Source organism: Pseudoalteromonas sp. DSM 26666 (assembly GCF_900116475.1).
Classification (GTDB): Bacteria; Pseudomonadota; Gammaproteobacteria; order Enterobacterales; family Alteromonadaceae; genus Pseudoalteromonas; species Pseudoalteromonas tetraodonis.
This window is the reverse complement of the sequence record NZ_FPAR01000004.1, coordinates 194,654-218,078: the sequence shown is the minus strand read 5'-3', so window position 1 is coordinate 218,078 and position 23,425 is coordinate 194,654. Positions and strand designations below refer to the sequence as shown.

At 40.2% G+C, this 23,425-nt stretch carries 19 protein-coding genes; 3 read left to right on the top strand and 16 right to left on the bottom strand.

The features are described from left to right. The first annotated feature begins 11 nt into the window (after nucleotides 1–11). Nucleotides 12–1,499: a dipeptidase gene (locus BM380_RS09240; RefSeq protein WP_090494242.1), complete on the top strand. Its 1,488-nt coding sequence runs from the start codon at nucleotides 12–14 to the stop codon at nucleotides 1,497–1,499. A gap of 71 nt (nucleotides 1,500–1,570) precedes the next feature. Here the strand turns inward: BM380_RS09240 and BM380_RS09235 are convergent, their stop codons facing one another. The 5 genes from BM380_RS09235 to BM380_RS09215 form a co-directional block, all read right to left on the bottom strand. Further along, on the bottom strand, nucleotides 1,571–2,332 hold the full coding sequence (locus tag BM380_RS09235; protein ID WP_058154340.1) for an EAL domain-containing protein: 762 nt from the start codon (nucleotides 2,330–2,332) through the stop codon (nucleotides 1,571–1,573). A gap of 256 nt (nucleotides 2,333–2,588) precedes the next feature. Next, nucleotides 2,589–3,017, bottom strand: a complete 429-nt coding sequence (locus BM380_RS09230) for an OsmC family protein (RefSeq protein ID WP_013464424.1) — start codon at nucleotides 3,015–3,017, stop codon at nucleotides 2,589–2,591. A gap of 192 nt (nucleotides 3,018–3,209) precedes the next feature. Then, the gene (locus tag BM380_RS09225; RefSeq protein WP_090494072.1) at nucleotides 3,210–4,367 is read right to left on the bottom strand and encodes a N(5)-(carboxyethyl)ornithine synthase; all 1,158 of its coding nucleotides are present in this window, start codon (nucleotides 4,365–4,367) and stop codon (nucleotides 3,210–3,212) included. Nucleotides 4,368–4,653: 286 nt separating this feature from the next. After that, nucleotides 4,654–4,788: a DUF2256 domain-containing protein gene (locus tag BM380_RS09220; protein WP_010391223.1), complete on the bottom strand. Its 135-nt coding sequence runs from the start codon at nucleotides 4,786–4,788 to the stop codon at nucleotides 4,654–4,656. A gap of 2 nt (nucleotides 4,789–4,790) precedes the next feature. Further along, nucleotides 4,791–6,320: a cryptochrome/deoxyribodipyrimidine photo-lyase family protein gene (locus tag BM380_RS09215; RefSeq protein ID WP_090494070.1), complete on the bottom strand. Its 1,530-nt coding sequence runs from the start codon at nucleotides 6,318–6,320 to the stop codon at nucleotides 4,791–4,793. Nucleotides 6,321–6,422: 102 nt separating this feature from the next. On the opposite strand from BM380_RS09215, the gene BM380_RS09210 reads away from it, so the two are divergent. Beyond that, complete coding sequence (locus BM380_RS09210) at nucleotides 6,423–7,031, top strand: flavin reductase family protein (RefSeq protein ID WP_090494068.1); 609 nt, start codon at nucleotides 6,423–6,425, stop codon at nucleotides 7,029–7,031. Nucleotides 7,032–7,049: 18 nt separating this feature from the next. Here the strand turns inward: BM380_RS09210 and BM380_RS09205 are convergent, their stop codons facing one another. From BM380_RS09205 to BM380_RS09180, 6 genes are all read right to left on the bottom strand, one after another. Next, the gene (locus BM380_RS09205) at nucleotides 7,050–8,351 is read right to left on the bottom strand and encodes an MFS transporter (protein ID WP_090494066.1); all 1,302 of its coding nucleotides are present in this window, start codon (nucleotides 8,349–8,351) and stop codon (nucleotides 7,050–7,052) included. A 67-nt stretch (nucleotides 8,352–8,418) separates the two neighbouring features. Next, nucleotides 8,419–11,724 carry a PAS domain S-box protein gene (locus tag BM380_RS09200; RefSeq protein WP_090494065.1) on the bottom strand — a complete coding sequence of 1,102 codons (3,306 nt, stop codon included), beginning with the start codon at nucleotides 11,722–11,724 and terminating at the stop codon, nucleotides 8,419–8,421. After that, the gene (locus tag BM380_RS09195) at nucleotides 11,724–12,962 is read right to left on the bottom strand and encodes an ABC transporter substrate-binding protein (protein ID WP_090494063.1); all 1,239 of its coding nucleotides are present in this window, start codon (nucleotides 12,960–12,962) and stop codon (nucleotides 11,724–11,726) included. Before BM380_RS09195 ends, BM380_RS09200 begins: the two co-directional genes overlap by 1 nt. Before the next feature lie 180 nt (nucleotides 12,963–13,142). Continuing rightward, nucleotides 13,143–13,985 carry a glutathione-dependent disulfide-bond oxidoreductase gene (gene yghU / locus BM380_RS09190; RefSeq protein ID WP_090494062.1) on the bottom strand — a complete coding sequence of 281 codons (843 nt, stop codon included), beginning with the start codon at nucleotides 13,983–13,985 and terminating at the stop codon, nucleotides 13,143–13,145. Nucleotides 13,986–14,003: 18 nt separating this feature from the next. After that, nucleotides 14,004–14,609, bottom strand: coding sequence for a rhomboid family intramembrane serine protease (locus tag BM380_RS09185; protein ID WP_090494060.1), 606 nt, complete (start codon nucleotides 14,607–14,609; stop codon nucleotides 14,004–14,006). Between the two features lie 115 nt (nucleotides 14,610–14,724). Beyond that, a complete protein-coding gene (locus BM380_RS09180) occupies nucleotides 14,725–15,408 on the bottom strand; it encodes a type 1 glutamine amidotransferase domain-containing protein (protein ID WP_024602858.1) in 684 nt (227 codons plus the stop codon). A gap of 156 nt (nucleotides 15,409–15,564) precedes the next feature. Here BM380_RS09180 and BM380_RS09175 point away from each other — a divergent pair, with 156 nt between their 5' ends. Continuing rightward, the gene (locus BM380_RS09175) at nucleotides 15,565–16,482 is read left to right on the top strand and encodes a LysR family transcriptional regulator (RefSeq protein WP_033103835.1); all 918 of its coding nucleotides are present in this window, start codon (nucleotides 15,565–15,567) and stop codon (nucleotides 16,480–16,482) included. Between the two features lie 6 nt (nucleotides 16,483–16,488). Here the strand turns inward: BM380_RS09175 and BM380_RS09170 are convergent, their stop codons facing one another. From BM380_RS09170 to BM380_RS09150, 5 genes are all read right to left on the bottom strand, one after another. Further along, on the bottom strand, nucleotides 16,489–17,223 hold the full coding sequence (locus BM380_RS09170; RefSeq protein WP_090494058.1) for a dienelactone hydrolase family protein: 735 nt from the start codon (nucleotides 17,221–17,223) through the stop codon (nucleotides 16,489–16,491). 71 nt (nucleotides 17,224–17,294) lie between these two features. After that, on the bottom strand, nucleotides 17,295–18,596 hold the full coding sequence (locus tag BM380_RS09165; RefSeq protein ID WP_090494056.1) for a glycerophosphodiester phosphodiesterase family protein: 1,302 nt from the start codon (nucleotides 18,594–18,596) through the stop codon (nucleotides 17,295–17,297). Nucleotides 18,597–18,665: 69 nt separating this feature from the next. Next, nucleotides 18,666–19,511, bottom strand: coding sequence for a carboxylate/amino acid/amine transporter (locus BM380_RS09160; RefSeq protein WP_024602854.1), 846 nt, complete (start codon nucleotides 19,509–19,511; stop codon nucleotides 18,666–18,668). Nucleotides 19,512–19,599: 88 nt separating this feature from the next. After that, nucleotides 19,600–21,030 (bottom strand): amidohydrolase family protein, encoded by a 1,431-nt coding sequence (locus BM380_RS09155; RefSeq protein WP_090494054.1) that lies wholly within the window; start codon nucleotides 21,028–21,030, stop codon nucleotides 19,600–19,602. Nucleotides 21,031–21,160: 130 nt separating this feature from the next. Then, entirely contained in the window at nucleotides 21,161–23,296 is a 2,136-nt protein-coding gene (locus BM380_RS09150; protein ID WP_036956833.1) for a M3 family metallopeptidase, read from the bottom strand. Nucleotides 23,297–23,425: the final 129 nt, after the last annotated feature.

Below are 23,425 nucleotides of genomic sequence, written 5' to 3'. Positions count from 1 at the left end.
TGGGATTTGTTTTGAAAAAGTTAGCTTTAGCTAGTATCGCTTTATTGGCCTTTAATACTCATGCACAATTAAATAAAATTAATGACAGCGTGGCTGATTACGCTGTAAATACATACCAAAGTGCGCAAGTACATACACTCACAAATTTGGTGTCTTTTCCAACGGTTAATAAAAGTGATGTTAGCGCACCACAAAATCCCGACTTTATTGGCTTTAAAGCGTTACTAAAAATGAAAGCGGCTGAGCTTGGTTTTGATTATCAAGATTTAGGTTACACCGTACTTATTGGTATGGGGCAACAAACTGAAAAGGTAACCATAGTAACTCATGGCGATGTACAACCTGCTAATGCCAGCAAATGGAAGCAAAGCCCATTTGTTATTGACACCTCAGAGGCGGGTAAGTTGGTTGGTCGAGGTACCGAAGACGACAAAGGCGCTATTGCGACTGCAATGTACGCCATGAAGGCGATAAAAGATAAAGGCATAGCGCTTGATAATCGTATTGAATTAATGATTTACCTAGCGGAGGAGTCTGACTGGGGGCCGTTAACTGAGTTTATGAAAACTTATCAGCAACCAAAGTATGCGGTAACCATTGATGCCTCTTACCCTGTAGTGGTTGCTGAAAAAGGCTGGAGCTTAATTGCGCCAACATTTGATGCAACATCACCACAAACAGGTGTGTATGTCAGTGATGTAACCGGCGGCGCATTTGCCAGTCAAATCCCTGAAGATGCCAGCCTATTATTACATAACGCCAACGAAACATTAATTAATCAATTAAAAGCAAAAGCTAACACACTTAAGCAAGTTGAATTTAATTTTACAGAGCAAAATAACGCGCTGGCCATAAGTGTTAAAGGCATGTCGGCTCACTCATCTGAACCGGAATCAGGCGTTAACGCCATTGCTTATTTAGCTGAAATATTTAAAGACGTTGAGCTTGAAAACAACAGTGATGGCCAGCTCATTGATTTTGTTAATCAGCTTATTGGTTTAGATATTCACGGTAAACAGTTTGGCGAAATTGCTTATGAACATGACTTTATGGGGCCAATGACCGTAGCGCCTACGGTTATTGAACGTGAGGGTAATGCGCTTACTTTAGCGGTCAATGCTCGCCGTCCGGTTGGTAAAGATGAGACGTTACTTAAACAACAAATTGATACTGCGCTTGCTAATTGGCAAACGGCTAATCAGGTTACGTTAGCTAACATTAAAACCACCATTGGCACGCCCATGCTTTTAGATAGCGCACCCCATGCGCAAAAGCTACTTGATATTTTTAAGCATTATACGGGTGATAAAAACGCTGATTTTGTTTCAATAGGGGGCGGTACAAATGCCAAGCTATTTGATAATGCCGTGTCGTTTGGCCCATCTATGCCGGGCAAACGCTACACCGGGCACTCAGAACATGAGTTTATTACCCTTGAGCAATTAGCACTTAATTTACGTATGTATACCGCAATGATGATAGAGCTGGGGAATATGTAATTTTGGATATATAACCTATATCTAATACGAAAAAACCGCCGTAACGGCGGTTTTTTTATAGCAACGGTGTGCTATTGAAAATCAACTTCTGGCAAGCATTCAAACCCTGGTTTTGCAAATAAGTAACCTTGCATTAGCTCAATACCTGCGTGTTTTAACCACTGATATTCTTCAACGGTTTCAATGCCTTCAGCCAGAGCTGTAACATTTAGCGCGCTAAACATGTTTAAACAGTGAGTTACGATTGCCTGGCGATTTTTATCTTTGTCGATATCTCTGATCAGCGCCATATCAAGCTTGATAATATCAGTTTGAAAATCGGCTAATAGGTTTAATCCAGAATAGCCTGAACCAAAGTCATCGGTGGCTGTTTTAAAGCCTAATTCTTGGTAATAGCTCACAACACGTTTTACATGTGCGCTGTCTTCTATTTTTTCGACTTCTGTAAATTCAAACATAATATTTGTTGTAGGGAAGTTATACTTTTTAGCGGCTTCTAGGGTGGTACGAATACAACGCTCTGGCTTGTAGATAGCGTTTGGTAAAAAGTTAATACTAAGCATCGAATCTACACCTAGCTTTGATGCAAGTGCAATCGCTTTAATTCTGCATAACTGATCAAACGTATAGCGGTTAGTATCGTTAACACGAGAAATAATAGAGTAGGCCGATTCATTATTTAAACCACGGACAAGTGCTTCATATCCAAAAATAGTATTATTTTGACAATTTACAATAGGCTGAAATGCCATGGTAAAGTCAAAATCTAGTTCATTCGAATCAACGCAATTGCTACAAGATACTTTTTCGCAATTTAGTGATTTATCATTCATTCATCGTACCCTTTGTTTTAACCTACAAAATAAGGTGTGGTTAAGCCTGCCCTTAATCCTAACAAAGTATTGATATTTTACATAATCTATTTAACTGTTTTTGTTTAACCTTTTTGTAACTCACTGCGATTAAACAGTGCCTTTATTTCTATGATTAATGAAAAAGTAGCAATAAGGTTATGGCTTTTTTACATGCGCATAACCTTACTTTTCATGAGCTTTAAGCGCTTTGCGCCTAGCTTAATACACTCGGTATTTACTTAAGTGTGGCGTTAAGCGAAATCTCAGTATTTAATAATTTTGAGATAGGGCAGCCTTTTTTGGTTTGTTCGCACAATGCTTGAAATTGCTCATTTGAAATATCTGCAATGGTTGCATTTACTTCAAGGGCAATGTGCGTCACGGCAAAGCCATCATCCACTTCATCTAAACTAACCACTGCTTCGGTGTTTATGTTCTCAGCGGTAAAGCCCGCTTCACCAAGTGCCAGCGATAAAGCCATACCAAAACAGGCACTATGTGCTGCACCCACTAATTCCTCTGGGTTTGATCCTGGCTTATCTTCAAAGCGGGTATTAAACCCATACGGCTGGTTATCTAATGCGCCACTTTGCGTTGAGATATAACCTTTCCCTTTTTTAATATCACCAGACCATGTTGAACTTGCAGATTTTTTAATCGTCATTATGTTCTCCTTGTTGAGGGTGTAGGCTTTTTAGGTTAATTAGTCATACCGTGTAGTGTTTGCAATACGTTGTAAACACTACACGGTAAAACAGCTAAAAAGCGTTATTTACATAGATAGTTGCAAAATAGAAGCCAAATAATTTAATAAACAAGGTCCACGTTATGTTTGGGATTATTTATTATCCCGAATTTAGGTTATATCAGCTATTTGCAGGTGATAAGGCGGGGCGCTTTCACGGTTTTGAAACGCTAAAATAGCGTTGTTTTTAATTATTCCGTGTTCAATATTGATAGCGCGGCGAATGGTTTCGTCTTTTTGCCATTGCTCTGGGCCGGCTAAAACAGTTGGCAAGTATACAATGAGCGCGGCAGAAATAGAGCGCGTTGCACTTTCCCATAAGTAGCTAGGGGTATGATCAACCGCGTAATAATCCGTGGTTTTATAGCTAAACATTGGGTGTTTAAATGTTGTTGGCTTTGCAAAAAAGAATCCCATTCCTTCATCACAGCTTACATCTATTATAAGGCTATTGGGTTTTAAGCAATCGGCTTCAGATTCAATCACAAAATTGACGGGGTTTGCGGTTTCTTGGTAGGTGCCATTAACAATAATGTCAGCTTCGCTAATAAGCTCAGTAAGCGGACGCTGCGACCCATCGTGCTCAACCACTATCATACGAGCTTCGCCTTCAATGCCTGGGCGTACTTTAACATAATGACAATCAAGTACTTCTTCACGCACTTCATGATCGGGGCGCTGTATACAAATTGTAATATCTCTAAAACCATGAGCTTTTAATGCATAAATAGCGCCTCGGCTAACAGCGCCAAAACTAAAAATAATGGTTTTACGTTGATTACCGTAATGGCCATCAATGCCTTTTAGTTGCAGAGCATGTAACACCGCACAATAACCAGCCATTTCATTGTTTTTATAAAAAGTATGACGGCCCACATTCCCCTGTGGTGACCATACAAACATGTCTTCAAAGGCAATAAGAGTAAGCTTTCTATCAAGGGCAGCTTGGGTAATTGCTTGTTGTTGTACGCAATGTACATAGCCCCAAATTGTGCCGCCTTCTTTAAGCTCTTGTAAATCAGCAAGCACTGGTTTGGCAATAATGACGGTGCCTAATTGGGTTAAAATATCACTGCGGGTGGCAATGCCGCCTGTCAGTGCTGCAATTTCTTCGTCGCTCATATTAAATGCCGCGCCATAACCTTGCTCAAAAATCATTTTTTTTCTGAGTTTTTCAGGTATACGCATTAAATGCGCAGGATGAATAGGGTAGCGTCTTTCATCTGTTTTACGTGATGTTCCAATTACGCCAATAGTTAATTCACTCATGCTATATCCTTGATTAAAGTATGCTGAGTTTATAAACGAATAATGCTACATCGCTAACAAACAAAGAGGGGTTTTACAGGCAAGCTCACGCCATGGCTGTAAAAATAATGCTTGGTAAAGGGTGTTCTTTTAATTAGCTGTGCTAGGTGTAATGAATGTTGAGCAGGCAGAGGGTAGAGTGTTAACTTGCATTGAATAACAAGTTGAAACGTTAACCACTATAACAGCTATGTAAGATATAAAGTGAGATTAAAGCGAATATGCGTGTATTGGTTTTTATAAGCGGCTATTTGCTGCGTTTGCACCGCTCTGAGCAATAAATAACGTTATCCCAATCTCGTTGCCACTTTTTACGCCACGCAAACGGCTTATTGCATACTGGACAAATTTTTTGCGGTAAGTTAAGTTTTTTGTGCGCCATAATTAGGTGTTCTCTTTATTGCTGTTACTGCGAGTTTTGCGTTTTACACGGGTGATTTTTTGAGTCGGAGCCACGTGTTTTTTAAGAATTTTACCTATGGCGCGTTTTACATCGGGCCGCTCTCGGTATTGCCATAGCCGTTCGCGGGCTTCTTTTGAGGCGGTGGTTAAATCAAGCATCGGCTCAGGGTAGTCTTCACCTAGTTTAAAGTCGTTAAATAGCGCTTCCATGGGCGTTTGCTCCCAAGGTTGATGTAAATATTCAATGGGGAGCTTTTCAAGTTCAGGGCACCATTTTTTTATAAACGCACCGGTTGGGTCTTGATCCTCCGATTGCTTTATTGGATTGTAATGACGAATGGTATTAATACCGGTGACAGAGGCTTGCATTTGAATTTGTGGGTAATGAATTCCCGGTTCAAAGTCTAAAAAGTAATTAGCCAGCGGAAAACTTGCCTGTTGCCAGCTGATGTTTAAATGATGCGTTACAAAGCTAACTAGCATAGCGCGCATTCTAAAATTAATATAACCGGTGGCTTTTAAACAGCGCATGCAGGCATCAATAATAGGAACACCAGTTTGCCCCTGTGCCCAGCGTTCAATATCGCTAGTAACCTGGGCGTCATCACGATACGGAAATGCATGGTAACCCGGATTTAGCGCTTTAAATTCCATGGTGCATTCGCTTTCAAACTTTTGCATAAAATGGCAATGCCAATGCAAGCGTGATACAAACGCGGCAAGTGGGCGCTTCCACCCTTTTTTATCAGCAGAAGTGCTATGGTATGCGTCAATCGCCATTTGATACACTTGCCTCAGGCTGATATTCCCCCACGCTAAATAGGGCGATAACCTAGAGCAATGTGTACGGCTTAAGCTTGGGCTGGATATTCCTTTTTGATAACCCTTACCGCGTTCAGCAAAAAAGCTTTGCATTACTTCACGGGCAAGTCGAGGGCCCCCGTGCTGAAAATGTTCATTATCTTGCGTGTAGGCGCTCGGCAGTATAGGTGTTTGATAACCAGTAAGAGCAAGTGGTTTTATTTGCTTCCAATTAGGTATAGCAATAGGTGCTTGCATGGTTTGTTGCCAGCGCTCGTTCCAATTACTGCGATTTCTTTTGCCACGTATCACAGCCCCCGTTGGCGACTCTAACCAGTTAATATGATGGTGTTGGCACCAGGCTTTAATTGCTATGTCACGCTCAAAGGTATTGTTTAGCCCTATTTCTTGGTGGCTAAAGAGGTTTGTGATTTCAAACTGCGAGTGAAGCGATTCAAGCAAGGTTTGCATATCTTCATTAAATATATATACGCGGCTGTTAAAGCGAGCCAACTGAGTGTTTAAGTCGCAAATAGATTGATATACAAAGCGCCAATGCCGCTCGTTGTAATGCGCATCATCAAGCAGTAAAGGTTCGAAATTATAAACTAAAAGGGTAGGCAGGCCGTTACTAAACGCATTTTTTAAAGGCTGATGATCGCTTAGGCGTAAGTCACGTTTAAACCAGACTATGTTTATTTTTATGCGCATGGATTCAATGTATTATTTAAAAATGCTATGAAGTAATTATTTAACTTGTACGCAGCGTAGCGATTTTCCGATTTAGTTTTTTAAGATTAAAAGTGAGAAACCATGTTTTTAAATTTAACCGATAATAGCAATCACTCTGTTTATAGCTACTTAGTGGGCGGTATAAGCCCAAGACCGATTGCGTGGGTAAGCACGTTAAATGAGGAGGGGGTTGCTAATATTGCGCCTTATTCGTTTTTTACTGTTGCTAGTTGTAACCCGCCGGTTTTAAGCGTAACGCAGGTAAACCCTCGCGATAATGCAAATAAAGATACGTTAAATAATTTACTCGCTACCAAAGAGTGCGTAGTTAATATTGTTAGCCATTCGCTTGTTAAACAAATGAACCAAAGCTGCGCTAACTATCCACGTGACGTGAGTGAGTTTGATGCTGCAAATATACAGCGTACCCCCAGCCAATTAGTCAGTGTGCCAAGTGCTGCTGCGTCAAAAGTGCGCTATGAATGTAAGTTGCGAGAGGTGATTACTATTTCAGATGAGCCAAGCGGTGGGCAAATGATGCTGTTAGATGTAGTGGGTATTTTTCTCGACGACACCGTTTTAGTGAACGGATATATTGATCCAACGCGTTTAGATGCGGTGGGTAAAATGGGCGGCGATTATTTTAGTACCACGAAAGACAAATTTGCATTAAAGCGCCCACAGTTATAAAGCAATGTTGGTAACCTATTATTCGGTTTGTGGTAAAAAGAATGCACTTATAGCACCTAAAAAACCAAGGGTACTATAAAGTAAAATTAGCTCAGCGGTTGATAAAAAAGCCTCGAGTAAACCTATACTACCCAGAAGTAGTAATAACACCCCAATTACCGTGTTACTTACCGATACATAATCGGTGCGTTTATTGCCCTCAGCCATATCAACAAGGTAAGTTTTTCGCCCTAAACGCACGCCTTGGTGTGCAACTGAGAGTAAAAAATACAATATAGGTATAACCCACCAATTTAGCAGTAGTGCGCTATACCAAGTGGCAATAACAAATACGGCTAAGCCATTAAATGTGACTAATATAGCGCTAAGCACTAACACACGCTGGCTGGATAAGTCACTGAGCCTGCCCCAAATAGGCGCCGAGACTAAACTAGCAAAGCCAGAAACGGCAATAAAAGTGGCAAGCAGAGAAAATTCAAAAGACTGTTTACTGGCTAAAACTATATAAAAAGGGGCGCTCAGAGCTGAGCATAAAAGTAGCGCACGGGTAACAACAAAATGGGCAAATTGTTTATCTTTATAAAGCAGCTTAAGTTTAGAAAACGCATGCAGCAAGCCATTTTCACCGCCATCGGTTGCCCCTTTATATTCATTTATTTGGCTGTAAAAAAAAGCCGCGATCACCCACATTATTGCACCGAGTGCTAAGGCTATAATGACGGTGTTTTGATCTTTTTGTTGTGAAAAAAACCACATGAGCAAGCCAAACGTTAAGGTGGCAAAACCGGCAATACTGGCAGCTAAGCCACTAATATTACCGCGCTGTTGCTTAGGAATAACTTTTCCAAGCACATCTTTTGCGGCCACCGAGTTAAACCCTCTAGCTAAGCTAAATAAAATTAATAAACCAATAATGGCGTAACCCGCAAGCTTGCCCTCAAGTGTAAACGCGACACCAACCATAGCCAAAATACATAAAGACTGCACAATAGCGCCAATAACCCACACCCATTTACGAATAGGCAATTGGCGGATAAAACCAGCAATGGCCAACTGCGGCAGTAGTGAACCCGACTCTCTAATAGGTACTAGCCAAGCAATAAAACTCGCTGGCACGTTTAAGCTTTGCATTAACCACGGCAGCGTTATTTTGGGGTTGAGTAGCGCATCAGCAAACTTACTAAACAGTTGGCTTAGCAGTAAAGTAATAAAATTACCGGGGACTTCTTGGCATGCGTTATCGTCAATGGCCTTACACGCGCGAGCATCTTCTTCGTTATTTAAGCGTTTATAAATTTGCTCTTTTGTTAGTTTTTTCACTCTATTTTACCGCTGTATAAGTACAAATATTTATATATATTAAGATGATATGGTTAACATATCTACTTTACTCATTGTTTTTAAGCTCATATGGCAACCACTTTAGAAGTTTTTTAAATAATATGTCTTGTGCAATGGGCTTAGAAATATAGTCGTTCATTCCAACCTGTAAGCACTTAGCTTTATCGCCCACCATAGCGTTTGCTGTCATAGCAATAATAGTAATTGGGGGATTTTTACTTCCAGCTTCATTTACTCTTATATGGGTTGTGGCTTGGTAACCATCCATCACTGGCATTTGGCAATCCATTAAAATGAGTGAGTACGGGTTATGGGAAGTTGTTTGTTTTAAATATTCGAGCGCGTGCTGGCCATTTTCTGCAATATCAATGCTATTAATTCCTATTTTTTTAAGCGTGGTAGAGGCGACGATTTGATTAATGTTGTTATCTTCAACCAGTAAAATACGAATGTTTTTGTCCCACACAATATCATCGCTCGACAAAGGCTGAGTGTCAGATAAATCCTCAGTAATGAGGCTGCTATTACTATGCTGTTTATCGCTAAAGCAGGTCGATAGCATCTTAAAAAGATTTTGTGTGATTATGGGCTTTGTAACAATGGCTGAAAACCGAGACGCTTGATATAAATCGCGCTGTTTATTTAGCTCACCCGTGGTCATTAAAACAACATGCGCAGCCATAAGATCTACTTCTTTATCAAGGGTTTTACTTAAGGTTAAAGCATCGCCGTCACTTAGCTGCATATCAATCATAATTAAATCAAAACAAAGGTTTTGTTTTTCGATATATTGCTGACATATTTGCACAGCCTGCTTTGCGGATGGGCTGATTACGGCTGTTGCTCCCCATTTAGTAAACTGCTTGTGTAAGATAGAAGATTGAGTTTGATTGCTGCACACAATTAAAATATTTAACGATGATATATCTACAGGGGGTAATACTTTTTGTGGGTTTTTACTGCGTTTTAGAACAACATTAAAGCTAAAGTTACTGCCCTTATTTTCTTTAGATTGTACCTGTATATCACCTTCCATTAGGTGGCATAACTTTTTAACAATCGCTAAGCCTAAGCCCGTGCCTCCATATTTTCGTGTTGTTGAAGAGTCAACTTGAGAGAATGATTTAAATAGCTTGGCTTGTTGGGCTGCAGAAATACCAATGCCAGAGTCTATTACTTGGCAGTTAAAACGCATTTGATTATTGTTAATCGGTGTGAGTTTAGCAATAACTTGCACTTCGCCTTTATGAGTAAATTTAAGCGCATTATTTACTAAGTTTGTTAAAATTTGTTTGAGGCGTCCGGCGTCACCAATGACAAAAGCGTATTCAAGATGCTCTATATCTAGCATTAACGGAATATTTTTACTGTGGGCATGAATTGCTATTGTTTCGATAAAATCGTCGAGCATGTTACAAAGGTTAAACTCTAACTCCTCAAGCTCAAGCTTACCGGCATCCACTTTTGAAAAGTCTAAAATATCGTTAATAATATTTAATAAGGAGTTTGCACTATTGAGTGCAATGCTTACCTGATGGTGTTGTTTTTCATTTAATGAGCTATCTAAAATCAAATTAAGCATGCCTAATACGCCATTCATAGGCGTGCGAATTTCATGACTCATTGCTGCTAAAAACTCGCTTTTGGCAATGTTAGCCTGTTCAGCCGCCGCTTTTGCTTCAATTAATAATTGATTCGCTGCTTTTTGCTCAGTGATATCTTGCTGAATTCCCACATAAGCTGTGAGCTGTTGCTGCTCGTTAAAAACAGGTGAGATTTGTAGGCTATTCCAAAAACCCGTGCCATCTTTTTTATAATTTAGTATTTCTATACGTTGAGTTTTTAATGTTTTTATTGCATTAGTAATAATATCTATTGCGTTCTTATCGGTGTTTGGCCCTTGAAGTAAGCTGCAATTTATTCCTAGCATTTCCTCTTTACTATAGCCTGTTATTTTTTCAAATTCAGAGTTTAAAAAGACTAAAGGAAAGCCTTGCACACTCGCATCGGCTATAGTAATACCCACATTACACGATTCGATTGCCTGCGCTAATAAATCATTTTGCTCTTTTGCTTGTTTTAATGCTTTTTGAGAACGTTTTTGCTCAGTAATGTCAGTTACAGAGCCTGCCATTCTAATTGCTTTATTATGCTCATTGCGCAGTGCCATCCCTTTTACTGTAAAATAACGATAAGCGCCTGATTTAGTTTTTAATCTATAATCGTAATTAAAGGGAGTGTTGCTAATTAAATGATTTGCTATTTGCTTTTTATGCTTGGTTATATCATCAGGGTGAAGTAACTTATAAAGTGCATCAGCACAGTGAGGCAAAGCGTTTTTATCGTTTTCGTCGTAGCCAAGCAATACGCTAATACGGGGAGAAAAATATACTTCATTTGTAACAATATCCCAATCCCAAATACCATCATTACTGCCCTTAACCGCCAGTTCGTAACGCGCTTCACTTTGCTTTATCGCTTCTCTTGAGGATTCTAAAAGCTTAAACGGGTTTAGTAGTAAGTGCCGACCAAATACAAACAGGAATAACGACGATAAAGCCATACTTACAATAATTGATATAGCAATATCGATTATGAAGCGAGTAGTTTTAGCAGCAATTAAATTGCTAGTAATGTAGTAGTTTAATGTTATATCTGTATTGCCAATGAGGTTTTGGTTAATACTGACATACTCGTCATCTTGATTTAAATTAGAATAATAAACCCATGGGCCTGCTAAAGTCAGTCCATGGCTTTCACGGTCAAAGTCGGTCGGTAGTAACTGGGTCATTGGCGTATTAAATTGCACCATAAGCACGCCCTCAGTAAAGTTATTATATTTTATAGGCACCGCAATGGTGAATAGGTCGGTATTGGTTGGCTTATTTAATATCACCGCCTTTTCTGTATGCTCTTCAAGTAAGCTATTTATCCATGGTTGCTCAATTATGCTCAGCTCGTTAAGCGAAGGGTCGTTACTAAAAACCACCTCTTTTAATACGTTTATAATCGTTATTTTTTCGGTGCTACCCATTATTTTATATTGAAAAAGGTAATCTTGGAGTAGCGCTTTTGAGGTGTCTGACCCCATTATGGCGTTAGATAAAATAGGTTGACGAGCAAGGTCATTAAGAATTTGTGTTCTTGTTTCTAAAAATAGTGTGAGGTAGCTGGTGGTGAGTTTAGATTCAATCTCAAGACTTTTACTTTGCAAATCATAAATAGCTGTATTTGCGCGATGACCAACAAACAGTAAAGAAATAGTCACTGATAATATTAAGCTCAATGCTAAAAAAGTATAAAAAGCATTATTTGTTGAGAGCTTAAGTTTTTTATTTATTAATGCTCGCATTACTCAACATTGCCTATTGGGTTTTCGATAATGTGTATTTTTCCATCTGGCTGATAATTTGCCATGCATAAATCGTCAAAACCAAGCGCTTCATGGGCATCAATATTATTAGCTGACCACACAGCAAAAGGACGTTGGTATTGTTTTATTAAGCCATTAACTGGCATGGTTAAGTTTTCAAGTGCATGTTTAATTTTTGCTCTGTTGTGCTCTGTATTATCGGTTAAAGTTATTTGTGATATGCCCTGTAACAATAGTTTTGTTAAGTCGTAGGCATGAATAAATCCAGCCGGAGAAATTAACTCAGTGGGTGCTACAGGGGTAGGCTTGAGGGATAAGCTTTGTGCTATAACATTTTTAGTTAAAGCGGTTTGCGGCGTTTTTAAAAATGAAAAACAGCTTTGTATAAAATGTAAGCTCAAGTTTGATTTTATGGCTTGCTCAACGTTGGCAAAAAAATCCCCACCCGTTATTCCCCAATGACTAACAATAGGAAGGCGTTCATTTTTGGCAAAACTTGCCATCGCATTTATAAATACAGCCCCCTCAATGGCATTTCCAACAAATAAAATACACTCTGCAGGTGTATTTTTTATTTGATGCAGCATTAATTTGGCGTTATTTATTTTTGTGTTCCAGTTAAACCATTTTACTTGTGGTTTTATATCACCAAAGGCCTTAAGCATGGTGTTGTTGTTTGATTTTCCCCATGGCGTGTCTTCTAAAAGTAAGAGCGGATTTTTGCAATTTAGAGTTTGCGTTGCAAATTGGGCCATTCTATAACCGGCTTTTGTATCATCTACCGAGAGCCTAAATACCCAGTTATCATCACTAGGGTAGCGCGTAATAGACCCTCCGGCAGCCCAAGGTAGTAATAGTAATAGTTTGTTTTTATTGATGAACTCTCTGTTTTTTATATAGGGCGGGGAGTGCAATCCACCAATAAAAACCAGTGCATTGGGGTCTTTTAGAAACTGCTGCATGTGCAATAAGCTGCGATTCGAATTACCTCGGTTGTCTTTTTCAATCAGTGTCAGCTGATAATCTTGTACGTTATTATTAATCTCAGCTAAAGCAGTCAGCACCCCCATCTTCATTGCATAGGCCGATTCGTAATGGTTTGAATAGTCTGAGTCATGGTAGAGCGTTAATGTTTTCAGATCTTCGCTGCGTGCACTTAAAGGAAGTGCTGCAATATAAAGTACACTTAAGAGGAGTACACAAACCAAAGATTGCATAATAAACTTTATGTTAGTAATTTTTATTAAAGTTAGTCTATTTTGGCGTGTTTTCCTGTTTTAAAAGGAAATTATTTAATTTTTTATAAAAATATAAAACTGAAATATGATTCAGTATTTTTTTATTAATGGACATAAAAAAGCCAGCTAAGCAGCTGGCTTATTGAACTTTTTTGACTTTTATTTAAAGTCTTGGGCCGTGTGGCGCTCTGCCATTTGCTCTTCTTCCGGGCCCCACGTACGATTAACGCGACGACCTCGTTTTACGCCTGGGCGTGCAGCCACTTGTTTAGCCCAACGAACCACATGGGTATAAGATGCAACATCTAAAAACTCTGCCGCGTCGTATAGGTCACCTAAAACCAGTGAGCCATACCACGGCCAAATAGCAATGTCGGCAATTGAATATTCACTGCCTGCCATGTATTCATTGTCACTTAAATGGCGGTTTAGTACATCAAGCTGGCGCTTAGTTTCCATGGTAAAGCGGTCAATCGGGTATTGCATTTTACTCGGTGCATAACTGTAAAAGTGGCCAAACCCACCGCCTAAGTAAGGTGCTGAGCCCATTTGCCAAAATAGCCAGTTACGACACTCTGTTTTGGCTTTGAGATCATTAGGAATAAAGGCATCAAATTTTTCGCCTAAGTATTGTAAAATAGCACCTGACTCAAATATGCGTGTTGGCGGTGTGGTTGAATGATCCATCAGCGCGGGTATTTTTGAGTTCGGGTTGATATCAACAAAGTCAGAGCCAAACTGATCGCCTTCACCAATATTAATTAAATACGCATCGTATTCGGCATCGGTTAAACCAAGCTCTAAAAGCTCTTCAAACATAATACTAACTTTTTGGCCATTGGGTGTTGCCAGCGAATAAAGCTGAAATGGATGTTCGCCAATCGGTAATGTTTTTTCATGAGTAGCGCCTGCAATGGGGCGATTTATACTAGCAAATTTACCACCACTTTCACTGTCCCATGTCCATACTTTAGGCGGGATGTATTCGTTGTTTTCACTCATAAATAACCTCTATTTTTATTAAACGCGTGTTTTAGTTGTTGCTTGCTGATTTTTTAATTTATCTGCTTTTGCTAGTTTATAACCTAAAAACAATCCACTTAATGCACCAAAAAAATGGCTCTCAAACGAGATATGAAAACGCTGCGGTAATACGCCCCAGATAAAGCCACTGTATAAAAAAGCTACGATAACAGCAATAAAAATCGATTTAAATGAACGTCTTACAATGCCATAGCATAAAATAAATCCCCATAATCCATAAATAACGCCACTTAAGCCGACATGAATATTACTGCGGGCAAACATCCAAACGAATAAGCCACCTACTAAAGCGGTGAATATAAATACACTATAAAAGCGCTGTACGCTGTACTGGCAAATTAACCAGCTTAATACAGCAAATGGCAACATATTACTGGCAAAATGCCACCAGCTACCGTGTAAAAAGGGAGCACAAAGAATACCAACCAACCCTTGAATACTTCTTGGATAAATACCTAAACCGTTTAAATTAATGCCAGGTAGGCTATTAATAAGCTGCAATACAAAACAAATAATAATAATGCTAAAAATAGCAAAACGGGTACTGGTAATAAGTGAAAGCGTGTTTGGTTTAGTGGCCATAGTGTGATCCTAATTTACCGAAAGTGTTGCCAGTATAGGAATTGTATAAGGTAATGAAAAGCAATTAAAAAAGCACAGCATAAAATGCTGTGCTGATTTGAGTTGTTGGCTGCTATTAACCTAGTTTAGTTAATAGCTTTTTAGCTGCAAGTTCTGAGCTTGCTGGGTTTTGACCGGTGATCAATAAACCATCTTCAAGAGCAAGCACGCCCCAATCGTCGGTTTTTTGGTAATCGCCACCTTTTTTGATAAGTTCGTCTTCAACTAAAAATGGAACAATGTCAGTAAGTTGTACAGCAGCTTCTTCGCTGTTAGTAAAGCCCGTTACTTTTTTACCGGCGACTAATGCATTGCCATCAGCGTCTTTAACATTTAAAAATACCGCACTTGCATGACACACGCCAGCGACTGGCTTTTGCTCTTTAATAAAGCTTTCAATGAGCGATACAGAATCGGTGTTATCGACTAAATCCCATAAAGGGCCGTGACCACCAGGGTAGAATACGGCGTCGTAATCAGAAGAGTTTACTTCGCTTAAAACTTTGGTATTTGCCATCAGTGTTTGTGCACCACTGTCTGCATCGTAACGTTTGGTTGCCTCAGTTTGAAAATCAGCAAGTGTACTAGTTGGGTCAATCGGTGGCTGACCGCCGTTTGGAGAAGCCAATGTTACTTCAATACCTGCATCAACAAATGCGTAATAAGGGGCTGCAAATTCTTCTACCCAAAAACCAGTTTTTTCGCCTGTGTTACCAAGCTCTGCATGTGATGTAAGAACCATTAGTATTTTTTTAGCCATGTAAGGTATTCCTTATGATGATTTAAATTAATTAATCTTGCTTGGTAAATACTATATGCACTAAGAGAGCTTTAAACAACGATGATAAATTTAACTTAATTGATTCAATAATTGATACAATAAGAGGGTTGAAGTTAAAACCGCATTGGAGCACCTATGAAAGTCTCGTTTGAACAGTTAAAAAGCATGGTGGTATTTGCACAAATTGTAGAGCAGGGCAGCTTAACTGCAGCGGCAAAACAATTAGGGCTGACCCGTGCCGTAGCGAGTTATCACTTAAAAAAATTAGAAACACAGCTCGAAGTGACGCTACTTAACCGTTCTACCCGCACTATGGCGTTAACCGAAGCCGGAATGGCCTATTATGAGCGTTGCCGTGTTATTACAGAGCAAGCTAATGCCGCTAATCAGCAAATAGAAAATATAAAAAGTGAACCTCAAGGGCTATTAAAAATAAGTTGCCCAGTAAATGTAGGGATGCAGTTAATTGTACCGGCAATAAATACCTTTAAACGTCAGTACCCTAAAATTGATATAGATTTACAGCTAACTGATGATGTGGTGGATATTATTAAGCACGGGTTTGATTTTGCAATTAGAGGGGTTGCACTGCGCGATTCGAACTTACAAGCCACTAAGCTCACCACTATGAGTACCTGTATTTGTGGTGCGCCCGATTATTTTGCGCATTTTGGTAAACCCACCACACCCGATGAGTTGGCAAAGCATCAATGGGTGGTTTATCAATTAGGCAGTAAAACGCTGACCTTACAAAAAGAAGGAAAAAAGGTCGATATTACAATGCAAGGTAGTTTAAGCACCAATAACGCTGCTGCACGCACTGCGTTTGTAGAGGCGGGGCATGGTATTGGTCGTATTCCACTTTATGATGCATGGCCAAAAGTACAAGCGGGTTTGCTACAAATTATACTCGATGATTATAAAAGCAAAGACATTGAGCTTTATGGGGTGTTCCCGCCTGGGGCGGCGGGCTCTAAAAAACTGCGTTTGTTTATTGATTATTTAAAAGCGTATTTTGTAAAGCAACATACCGCATTAGGTATGCTTAAATAATAGCGCTTAAAGCACTCGGTTAAACAAAGCAACGGCTTGTTGATACATGGTGATAGCAAGTGCTGCATCGTACCGCTCGCCTTCATCACGCATAAAGGCATGTTGCGCGTTCACTTCTTGCCATTGGTAATTAATACCCGTACTAACCGCTTGTTGATAAATTTTGTCGCGACCTTGTTGTGGCACATGAGGGTCTTGTTTTCCCCAAATAAAGTGGATTTCACCTTGTATATCGGCCATACGTTCAAATGAATTATTCCCTTTTTGTGCGGGAAGTGTATCGCTATGAATATCAGTGGCATATAAGCAAAAAGCAGCTTTTATTGCTGGGTTTAATGCGGCCCTATACGCTAAATGCCCACCAATACAAACACCCATTGCACCCACAGAGCCAGTACAGTAATCGTGTGTTTGCACAAAGTCGATTAACGCTTGGGTATCGCTGTCGTGGGATTCAAGCGGTTTTGCCCATTTATCGTTATTGCCTTTATCTTTACCCGCATCATCATAAGCACGCACTGTCCCGATAGGGTTAAGTTCATGAAATACTTCTGGCACAAGTACTACAAAGCCATGGCTTGCTAAAATAGCAGCGCTGCGAGCAATAGGCGCGGTTTGCTGAAAAATCTCAGAGTAAAAAATAATGGCTGGGAATTGCCCGTGAGCGTGTGGGCGATAAACTGTAGTGCGCATTAACCCCGTTGGGGTAGGCAAGTCAGCATGGTGGTGTTGGATGATCATAAAAGCGCTCAATTAAATAATATATAAAATATATGGTAACTGAGCGCGATAAAATAAACACGCCTTAAAGTCTAAATACTTGCAGGCATGTTATTACAGCTAGCATAGTAGCTTACGGTTGCAGGCCAATCGGAAAAGATACCCATTACACCTACGTCTTGCGCTAACACATCAACCACAGTGAACATATCGCCATCGTTATCTATAACATCACTAATTGACTGATAATAATAACCGCCGCCTTGATTTAGAGGGCCAGAGCGCTCAAGACTCCATGCAATGATATTAAGCCCCGCGGCTTTAGCGTCAATAGCGTACTGTGAGGGAACAATATTACTGTCGTTATCTATGCTTAATAGCATCCAAATGGGGGGTGCAATAATTTTAACGCCGTCGTTTACGAGCTCTGCCATACTTGGCTGCCATGTTGCTGCGTTGTTTGGATCAAACCCTGCATTGCTGTCGCGCCCATCTAAATAGACACTCTGCGCTGCAAATTCAGGATTAGTGTTAATCCAATATTCTACGTCGGCTAAATTAAATGATTGCGGATACACTCGCGAAGCGGGTACCTCCATTTGCGTGTATTCATCCAGCATTTTTTGTGCGTATTGTGTTTGGGTCATACCGTTAAAGGGCATACTCACTTGAGGGGATTTAAGCTCCGGGGTCATTTTTACTCCCAGCTCTTTAAAGAGTGCAATACTTTGTTTGTGGGTCATGAGTGTACCTGAGGTGGCGTATAAGTCAGTGCGCCAACTTGGTGTACCTTTCATGTAATCGCTAACATTGGTGGCACTGGTGTTTGCGCCATCCATCTTGCCCTCAAGGGTTAAAAATTCTGCCAAACTAATATCACTGGTACAACATTTAGCTGAAGCAGGCGTGCCACTGTTAGAGTTTGCTGGGGTAAATGGTTCACTGCATTTAGCAGCTAATGTTGGAATGGCTAAAATATTAGTGGTGGTGTGCAAGTCGCACTGAGAATGGCGACATACTAGCTCTTTATCATTGGTAAAGGTTACATCGCATTCGACAACACCTGCTCCCATACGAGCGGCTGCAATATAAGATTCTTTAGTGTGTTCGGGGTATTGCATTGGAGCACCGCGGTGACCAATTGAAAAATCAGTACGATAAAAAGGGCCTTCTTTGCACGATTCTAATTTTGTTTTTAGTGCGCTGCTAGCCATATCGTCAACTAGGTAGTCTGGGCGAGTACCTAGTTGAATATTAGTGCCTTGTGCTACTTCAACAATTTCAACGTCAGTGTTGGTAACAACCACTTCTTTTTCGACTATTTTTACATCGTCATCACAGCCAGTAAGTGAGCTTAATAATAAAAAAGTTGTTAGAAAAGGTATGCGCTTCATTATTTGTCCTTAAAAATAAAAGTGGACGCTACCTTACTAATTATTAATGACAATTTCACTACAGAGTGATTAATTTGCTGATTTAGTCATTATTTGGTTTACCACTAAGGCAACCAGCATCACTCCCCCCCCAATGCTTAATCTAAGTAGGTCTGCGTCTCTATTCCAAATAAGCACATTAACAATAATACCGGCAGGAATAAGCAAGTTGTTCATCACCGCCAGCGCACCAACATTAACAAGCGTCGCGCCTTTATTCCACATAAAGTACCCTAAACCGGATGCCACAATGCCTAAATAAATTAGTATGCCCCATTGAGTTGAGGTACTTGGTAATTTGTTAAGATCACCAAATAAGGCGTAACAGGCGCTTGCAACAATCAGTGCGCCAATAAAAAACCAACCAAATACGGTTTTATCATCGAGTTGTTTATTAAGCATTAATCGTTTGTAGGTTACTTGGCCGATGGCAAAACTAATATTAGCGCCTTGAACCAGTAATAATCCGACTAAAAAGTTACTGTCTAAGTTTTCATAACGAATGGTAATAGCACCTAATACGGCAATAAACGCAACGATAAAAAACTGCGGATTAAACTGTTTATTAAGCGCATCGTTTAAAAGCGTAATGTAAAGCGGGGTCATTACAGTAAATAACAGCACCTCTGGCACACTTAAAAACAAAAATGAGTGGTAATAAAAGCCATACATAACCCCCAGTTGCAGTGCGCCTATCAGCATGAGTTTACACGCAAGCGGGGTGGGGATTTTCTTTAAAAAAGGCAAAAATACTAACGCTGCTAAAGCAACACGAATTAACACACTAAACCATGCGTCAACTTGGCCTGCTAAATACACACCAATTAAACTAAACGAAAACGCCCAAAGAAGGGTAACTGCAAATAAATAGCCCATGGTGTTGCTTGCTCCAAATTAAAAACGCGAGTGTATACTACACCGACTAACAAAGGGAGGGCTCAGCTAACTGAGCCCAATAATTAACTTACTGCTGTGAGCTTACAAATTGTTTTGCTTGCGCTTTAAGGTCTTCCAGTGCGGCTTTATTATAGTAGCGGTTATGGCTGATCACCCCTTGTAATGATTGCGTGTTACGCACATCAATTAATGGATTGCGCTGTAAAATAATAATATCTGCCACTTTACCAACTTCTAAAGAGGTAAATTGCTGGGTTTTATTTAAAAATGTTGGCCCCGCCACAGTCGCACTTTGCAGTATCTGTTTTGGAGTTAGGCCATAGTCACTAAAAAGAGCTAATTCTTGATGAAGCGACAGCCCAGGGTAAATATAAGAATTTAAAAAGCCTGCATCGGTGCCCGCAATAATAGGCACACCCGCCTCTTGTGCCCAAGGTAGCAGTTGAGCGGTTTGAACAAAGCGTTGTTTGCGCTGTTTAATTTGTGCAGGGGTATCTTTATTTGCGCGATCAACGCGCCATTGATAGGTGTCTTTTAGGCCCTTAGCTAAGTAATTTAGAAACTCGTCCTGCTGGTGGTTATCTTCGTCAATATAAGCCGTAACTTGGCCGCCAATTAAGGTTGGCACAACCGCGGTGTTGTTTTTGGCTAATAGACGGTATTTTTGCATTGCGGTGTCTTTATCTATGTTATTCATCACAATGGGTAAGGCGCTGCGGTAACTCAGTTCACCGGTTTTTACTTTAGCTGAAATTTCATCTTCGTTTTTAGCTGCCGCCTTAAGTAAATATGTCATATGTTCTATCGCGTCTAAACCCGCGCTAGATACATCAGTCACTGATAACGAAAACGGAATATGCCCTGATATTTTGTAACCACGTTTTTTAACTTCTTTTACTGCCTGTAAATAAAGCGCAGGGGTTAATGCGCTGTCAGTAATTTTAATAAAGTCGACATTCATCGCGTCTAGTTTATCAATAGCAGCATGCATTTCTTGGGGTGTTTCCACTTCAAGGTCGCCCGGCCAAATAGAGCCTTTACCTTCAAGCTTAGGGCCTGAGGTGTAAATAGTGGGACCTATCAGTTCACCTTTGCTTATTTGCTCGCGCCAGCTTAGAACTGATTCACTTAAATCGGCGGCGGCATCGCGTACCGTTGTTACGCCGTAGGCCAAATATAAAGGCAGTAGCTGCTTATTTTCTTCAATTAATTGTTCGCCACCGCCAAAATGCACGTGCATATCCCAAAGGCCTGGCATAACAAAGCGCCCTTGTGCATCAATTTGCGTGGTGGCACTGTAGTTTAATTTAAGTGAGTTATCGCCGCGGGCAATAATTTTAGAGTCAGAAATGGCAATTGTTTGATTGGGGATCACCACTGCATTTTCGATATCAACAATATTCGCGTGGTTAATAATAATATCGGCATGTTGCTTTTCGTTAGCAAAACTCAATGTGCCTAGCAGCAATGAGAGAGGGAGGAGAAACGTGTATTTCATAAAGGCACCTTAATTTTTTATTAAGGTTAACATAGCCAAGTTATATTGTTTAAGTGTTTGAGTTAAATAGCGTTTTAAATAAGTTAAAAAAGCCCGCAAGCGGGCTTTTATTAACGATTGAAGTAATCGATTAGTCAACTAAACCACGGCGCTTAAGCAGGGCGTCAGTGGTTGGTTTTTGGCCTCTAAACTCAATGTAGCTTTGCATTAAGTCACGGCTATTACCTTTTGATAGGATCTCTTTACGGAACTTATCGCCATTTTCGCGCGTTAAGCCACCGTTGTTTTCCATGTGAGCAAACGCATCGGCTGCAAATACTTCAGTCCACAGGTAAGCGTAGTAACCCGCTGAGTAACCACCTGCAAACGTATGGCTAAAGTAGTTTGATTTATAACGCGGTGGAACAGGGTAGTAATCAATACCATGTGCCTTTAATGCGTCACTTTCAAACTGCTGTACGTCAGTTATTTTCTTATCAGAACCAAATGAATGCCATTCCATATCCAGTAGTGCTGCTGCTAAATATTCAGTGGTACCAAAACCTTGGTTGAACTTTTGCGACTCAAGTACTTTATCAAGTAGTGCTTGAGGAATTGGCTCTCCAGTTTTGTAATGTTTAGCGTAGTTAGCAAGTACCGTTGGTTCAATCATCCAATCTTCGTGTGCTTGTGATGGAAATTCAACAAAGTCACGTGCTGTTGCAGTACCTGCTAGGCTTGGGTATTTAACGTCAGAGAATAAACCGTGTGCCGCATGACCAAACTCGTGGAACATAGTTGATACTTCGTCAAAAGTCATGAGCGTTGGCTCGCCTTCAGCCGGCTTTGGAATGTTTTGTGCGTTGTAAATAACAGGTTTAGTGCCTTTTAAGCCGCTTTGGCTTACGTATGCACTCATCCATGCACCGCCACGCTTACCTTCACGTGCATATGGGTCCATGTAAAATAAACCAATGGCGCTGCCATCGGCGTTAAATACTTCAAATGCCATTACATCGTCGTGGTAAACCGGCAGGTCTTTACGCTCTTTAAAGGTAATACCGTAAAGTTTTTCCATAGCGAAGAACAGGCCGTTATGGATAACCGACTGCATTTCAAAATAAGGCTTAACTAAGGCTGGATCTAGGTCGTATTTTTCAGCGCGTACTTTTTCTGCGTAGAAAGACCAATCCCATGGTTTAAGTTCAAAGTTTTCACCCGAATCATTAATTACTTTTTGAATTGCTTGTGCTTCTGCTTTCGCTTTTTCAACGGCTTTTGGCGCTAAGTCATCTAAAATGCCGTACACGTTATCAGTAGTTTGCGCCATGCGTGAAGTCATTACATAAGAAGCCCAATCTTTAAAGCCTAACAGTTCTGCTTTTTGTGCGCGCAGGTTAGTTTCTTTAATAATGATAGGGCCATTTGTTTTAGCAGCACGATTGGTTGATGCTTTAAAAATTTGCTCACGTAGTTCACGATTTTCAAGGCTTGCTAAAATAGGTTGTTGCGTGGTGTTCACTAAGGTGATCATGTAGCCATCTTTGCCTGCTTTTTCAGCAGCGGCTGCAAGGCCTGCAATTTCACCTTCAGATAAACCCGCTAATTTGCTTTTATCTGTTACTAAAATGACATCTTCTTTAAACGATTTTAATACGTTTTGAGAAAACTCAGTTGATAGTTTTGCAAGCTCAGCGTTGATTTCACGCATTTTTGCTTTTTCAGCATCGTTTAATTTTGCACCGGCTTTTACAAACTGTTTGTAGTAAAAATCGACTAGGCGTTGATCTTCAGCGCTTAACTTATCTTTATTGTCGTATACCGTTTGTACACGTTTAAACAATGCACCATTTAAATAAATGTCATCAGAGTGAGCCGAGAAAACTGGCGCCATTTTTTTATCAATACGTTGGTATTCATCGTTTGAAATAAGGCCTGATAGATTATAAAACGCAGCTGATGCGCGGTTTAGTAGCTCGCCTGCCAGCTCCATTTCAACTAAGGTGTTTTCAAAAGTGGCTGGCGCTGGGTTGTTGGCAATTGCCAGTATTTCTGCATTGTGCTGTGCAATACCTGCATCAAATGCGGCTTCGTATTCAGTCGTACCAAACTTATCAAACTCAGGTGCCATGTATTGAAGTGGACTTGGTTTGAACAATACATTGCTTGCGTTAATGTCTTGAACTTGCGCTGCGGTTTCTTGTGTTGTTTCTTTAGTGCTCTCAGAAGAGCAGGCAGATAATAAAAGTGCACTAGCAATCGTAGTGGCAATCAGTGTTTTACGCATAATAACTCCATAGAAAAAATAGCCGAAATAGGCTTAGTGAGTCGAAAACACAGTTAACTTACCAAATTTTGACTTATATACAACAAAGTTTATCGATTTAAAGCAGGATTTAAACGCAAATTAGATTGC

Coding starts and splice junctions, on each gene's coding strand:
- BM380_RS09170 (WP_090494058.1), bottom strand. CDS start 17,223: ATGATCATCCAACACCACCATGCTGACTTGCCTACCCCAACGGGGTTA.
- BM380_RS09160 (WP_024602854.1), bottom strand. CDS start 19,511: ATGGGCTATTTATTTGCAGTTACCCTTCTTTGGGCGTTTTCGTTTAGT.
- BM380_RS09210 (WP_090494068.1), top strand. CDS start 6,423: ATGTTTTTAAATTTAACCGATAATAGCAATCACTCTGTTTATAGCTAC.
- BM380_RS09230 (WP_013464424.1), bottom strand. CDS start 3,017: ATGACGATTAAAAAATCTGCAAGTTCAACATGGTCTGGTGATATTAAA.
- BM380_RS09175 (WP_033103835.1), top strand. CDS start 15,565: ATGAAAGTCTCGTTTGAACAGTTAAAAAGCATGGTGGTATTTGCACAA.
- BM380_RS09185 (WP_090494060.1), bottom strand. CDS start 14,609: ATGGCCACTAAACCAAACACGCTTTCACTTATTACCAGTACCCGTTTT.
- BM380_RS09180 (WP_024602858.1), bottom strand. CDS start 15,408: ATGGCTAAAAAAATACTAATGGTTCTTACATCACATGCAGAGCTTGGT.
- BM380_RS09155 (WP_090494054.1), bottom strand. CDS start 21,030: ATGAAATACACGTTTCTCCTCCCTCTCTCATTGCTGCTAGGCACATTG.
- BM380_RS09215 (WP_090494070.1), bottom strand. CDS start 6,320: ATGCGCATAAAAATAAACATAGTCTGGTTTAAACGTGACTTACGCCTA.
- BM380_RS09220 (WP_010391223.1), bottom strand. CDS start 4,788: ATGGCGCACAAAAAACTTAACTTACCGCAAAAAATTTGTCCAGTATGC.
- BM380_RS09225 (WP_090494072.1), bottom strand. CDS start 4,367: ATGAGTGAATTAACTATTGGCGTAATTGGAACATCACGTAAAACAGAT.
- BM380_RS09200 (WP_090494065.1), bottom strand. CDS start 11,724: ATGCGAGCATTAATAAATAAAAAACTTAAGCTCTCAACAAATAATGCT.
- BM380_RS09165 (WP_090494056.1), bottom strand. CDS start 18,596: ATGAAGCGCATACCTTTTCTAACAACTTTTTTATTATTAAGCTCACTT.
- BM380_RS09150 (WP_036956833.1), bottom strand. CDS start 23,296: ATGCGTAAAACACTGATTGCCACTACGATTGCTAGTGCACTTTTATTA.
- BM380_RS09195 (WP_090494063.1), bottom strand. CDS start 12,962: ATGCAATCTTTGGTTTGTGTACTCCTCTTAAGTGTACTTTATATTGCA.
- yghU (WP_090494062.1), bottom strand. CDS start 13,985: ATGAGTGAAAACAACGAATACATCCCGCCTAAAGTATGGACATGGGAC.
- BM380_RS09235 (WP_058154340.1), bottom strand. CDS start 2,332: ATGAATGATAAATCACTAAATTGCGAAAAAGTATCTTGTAGCAATTGC.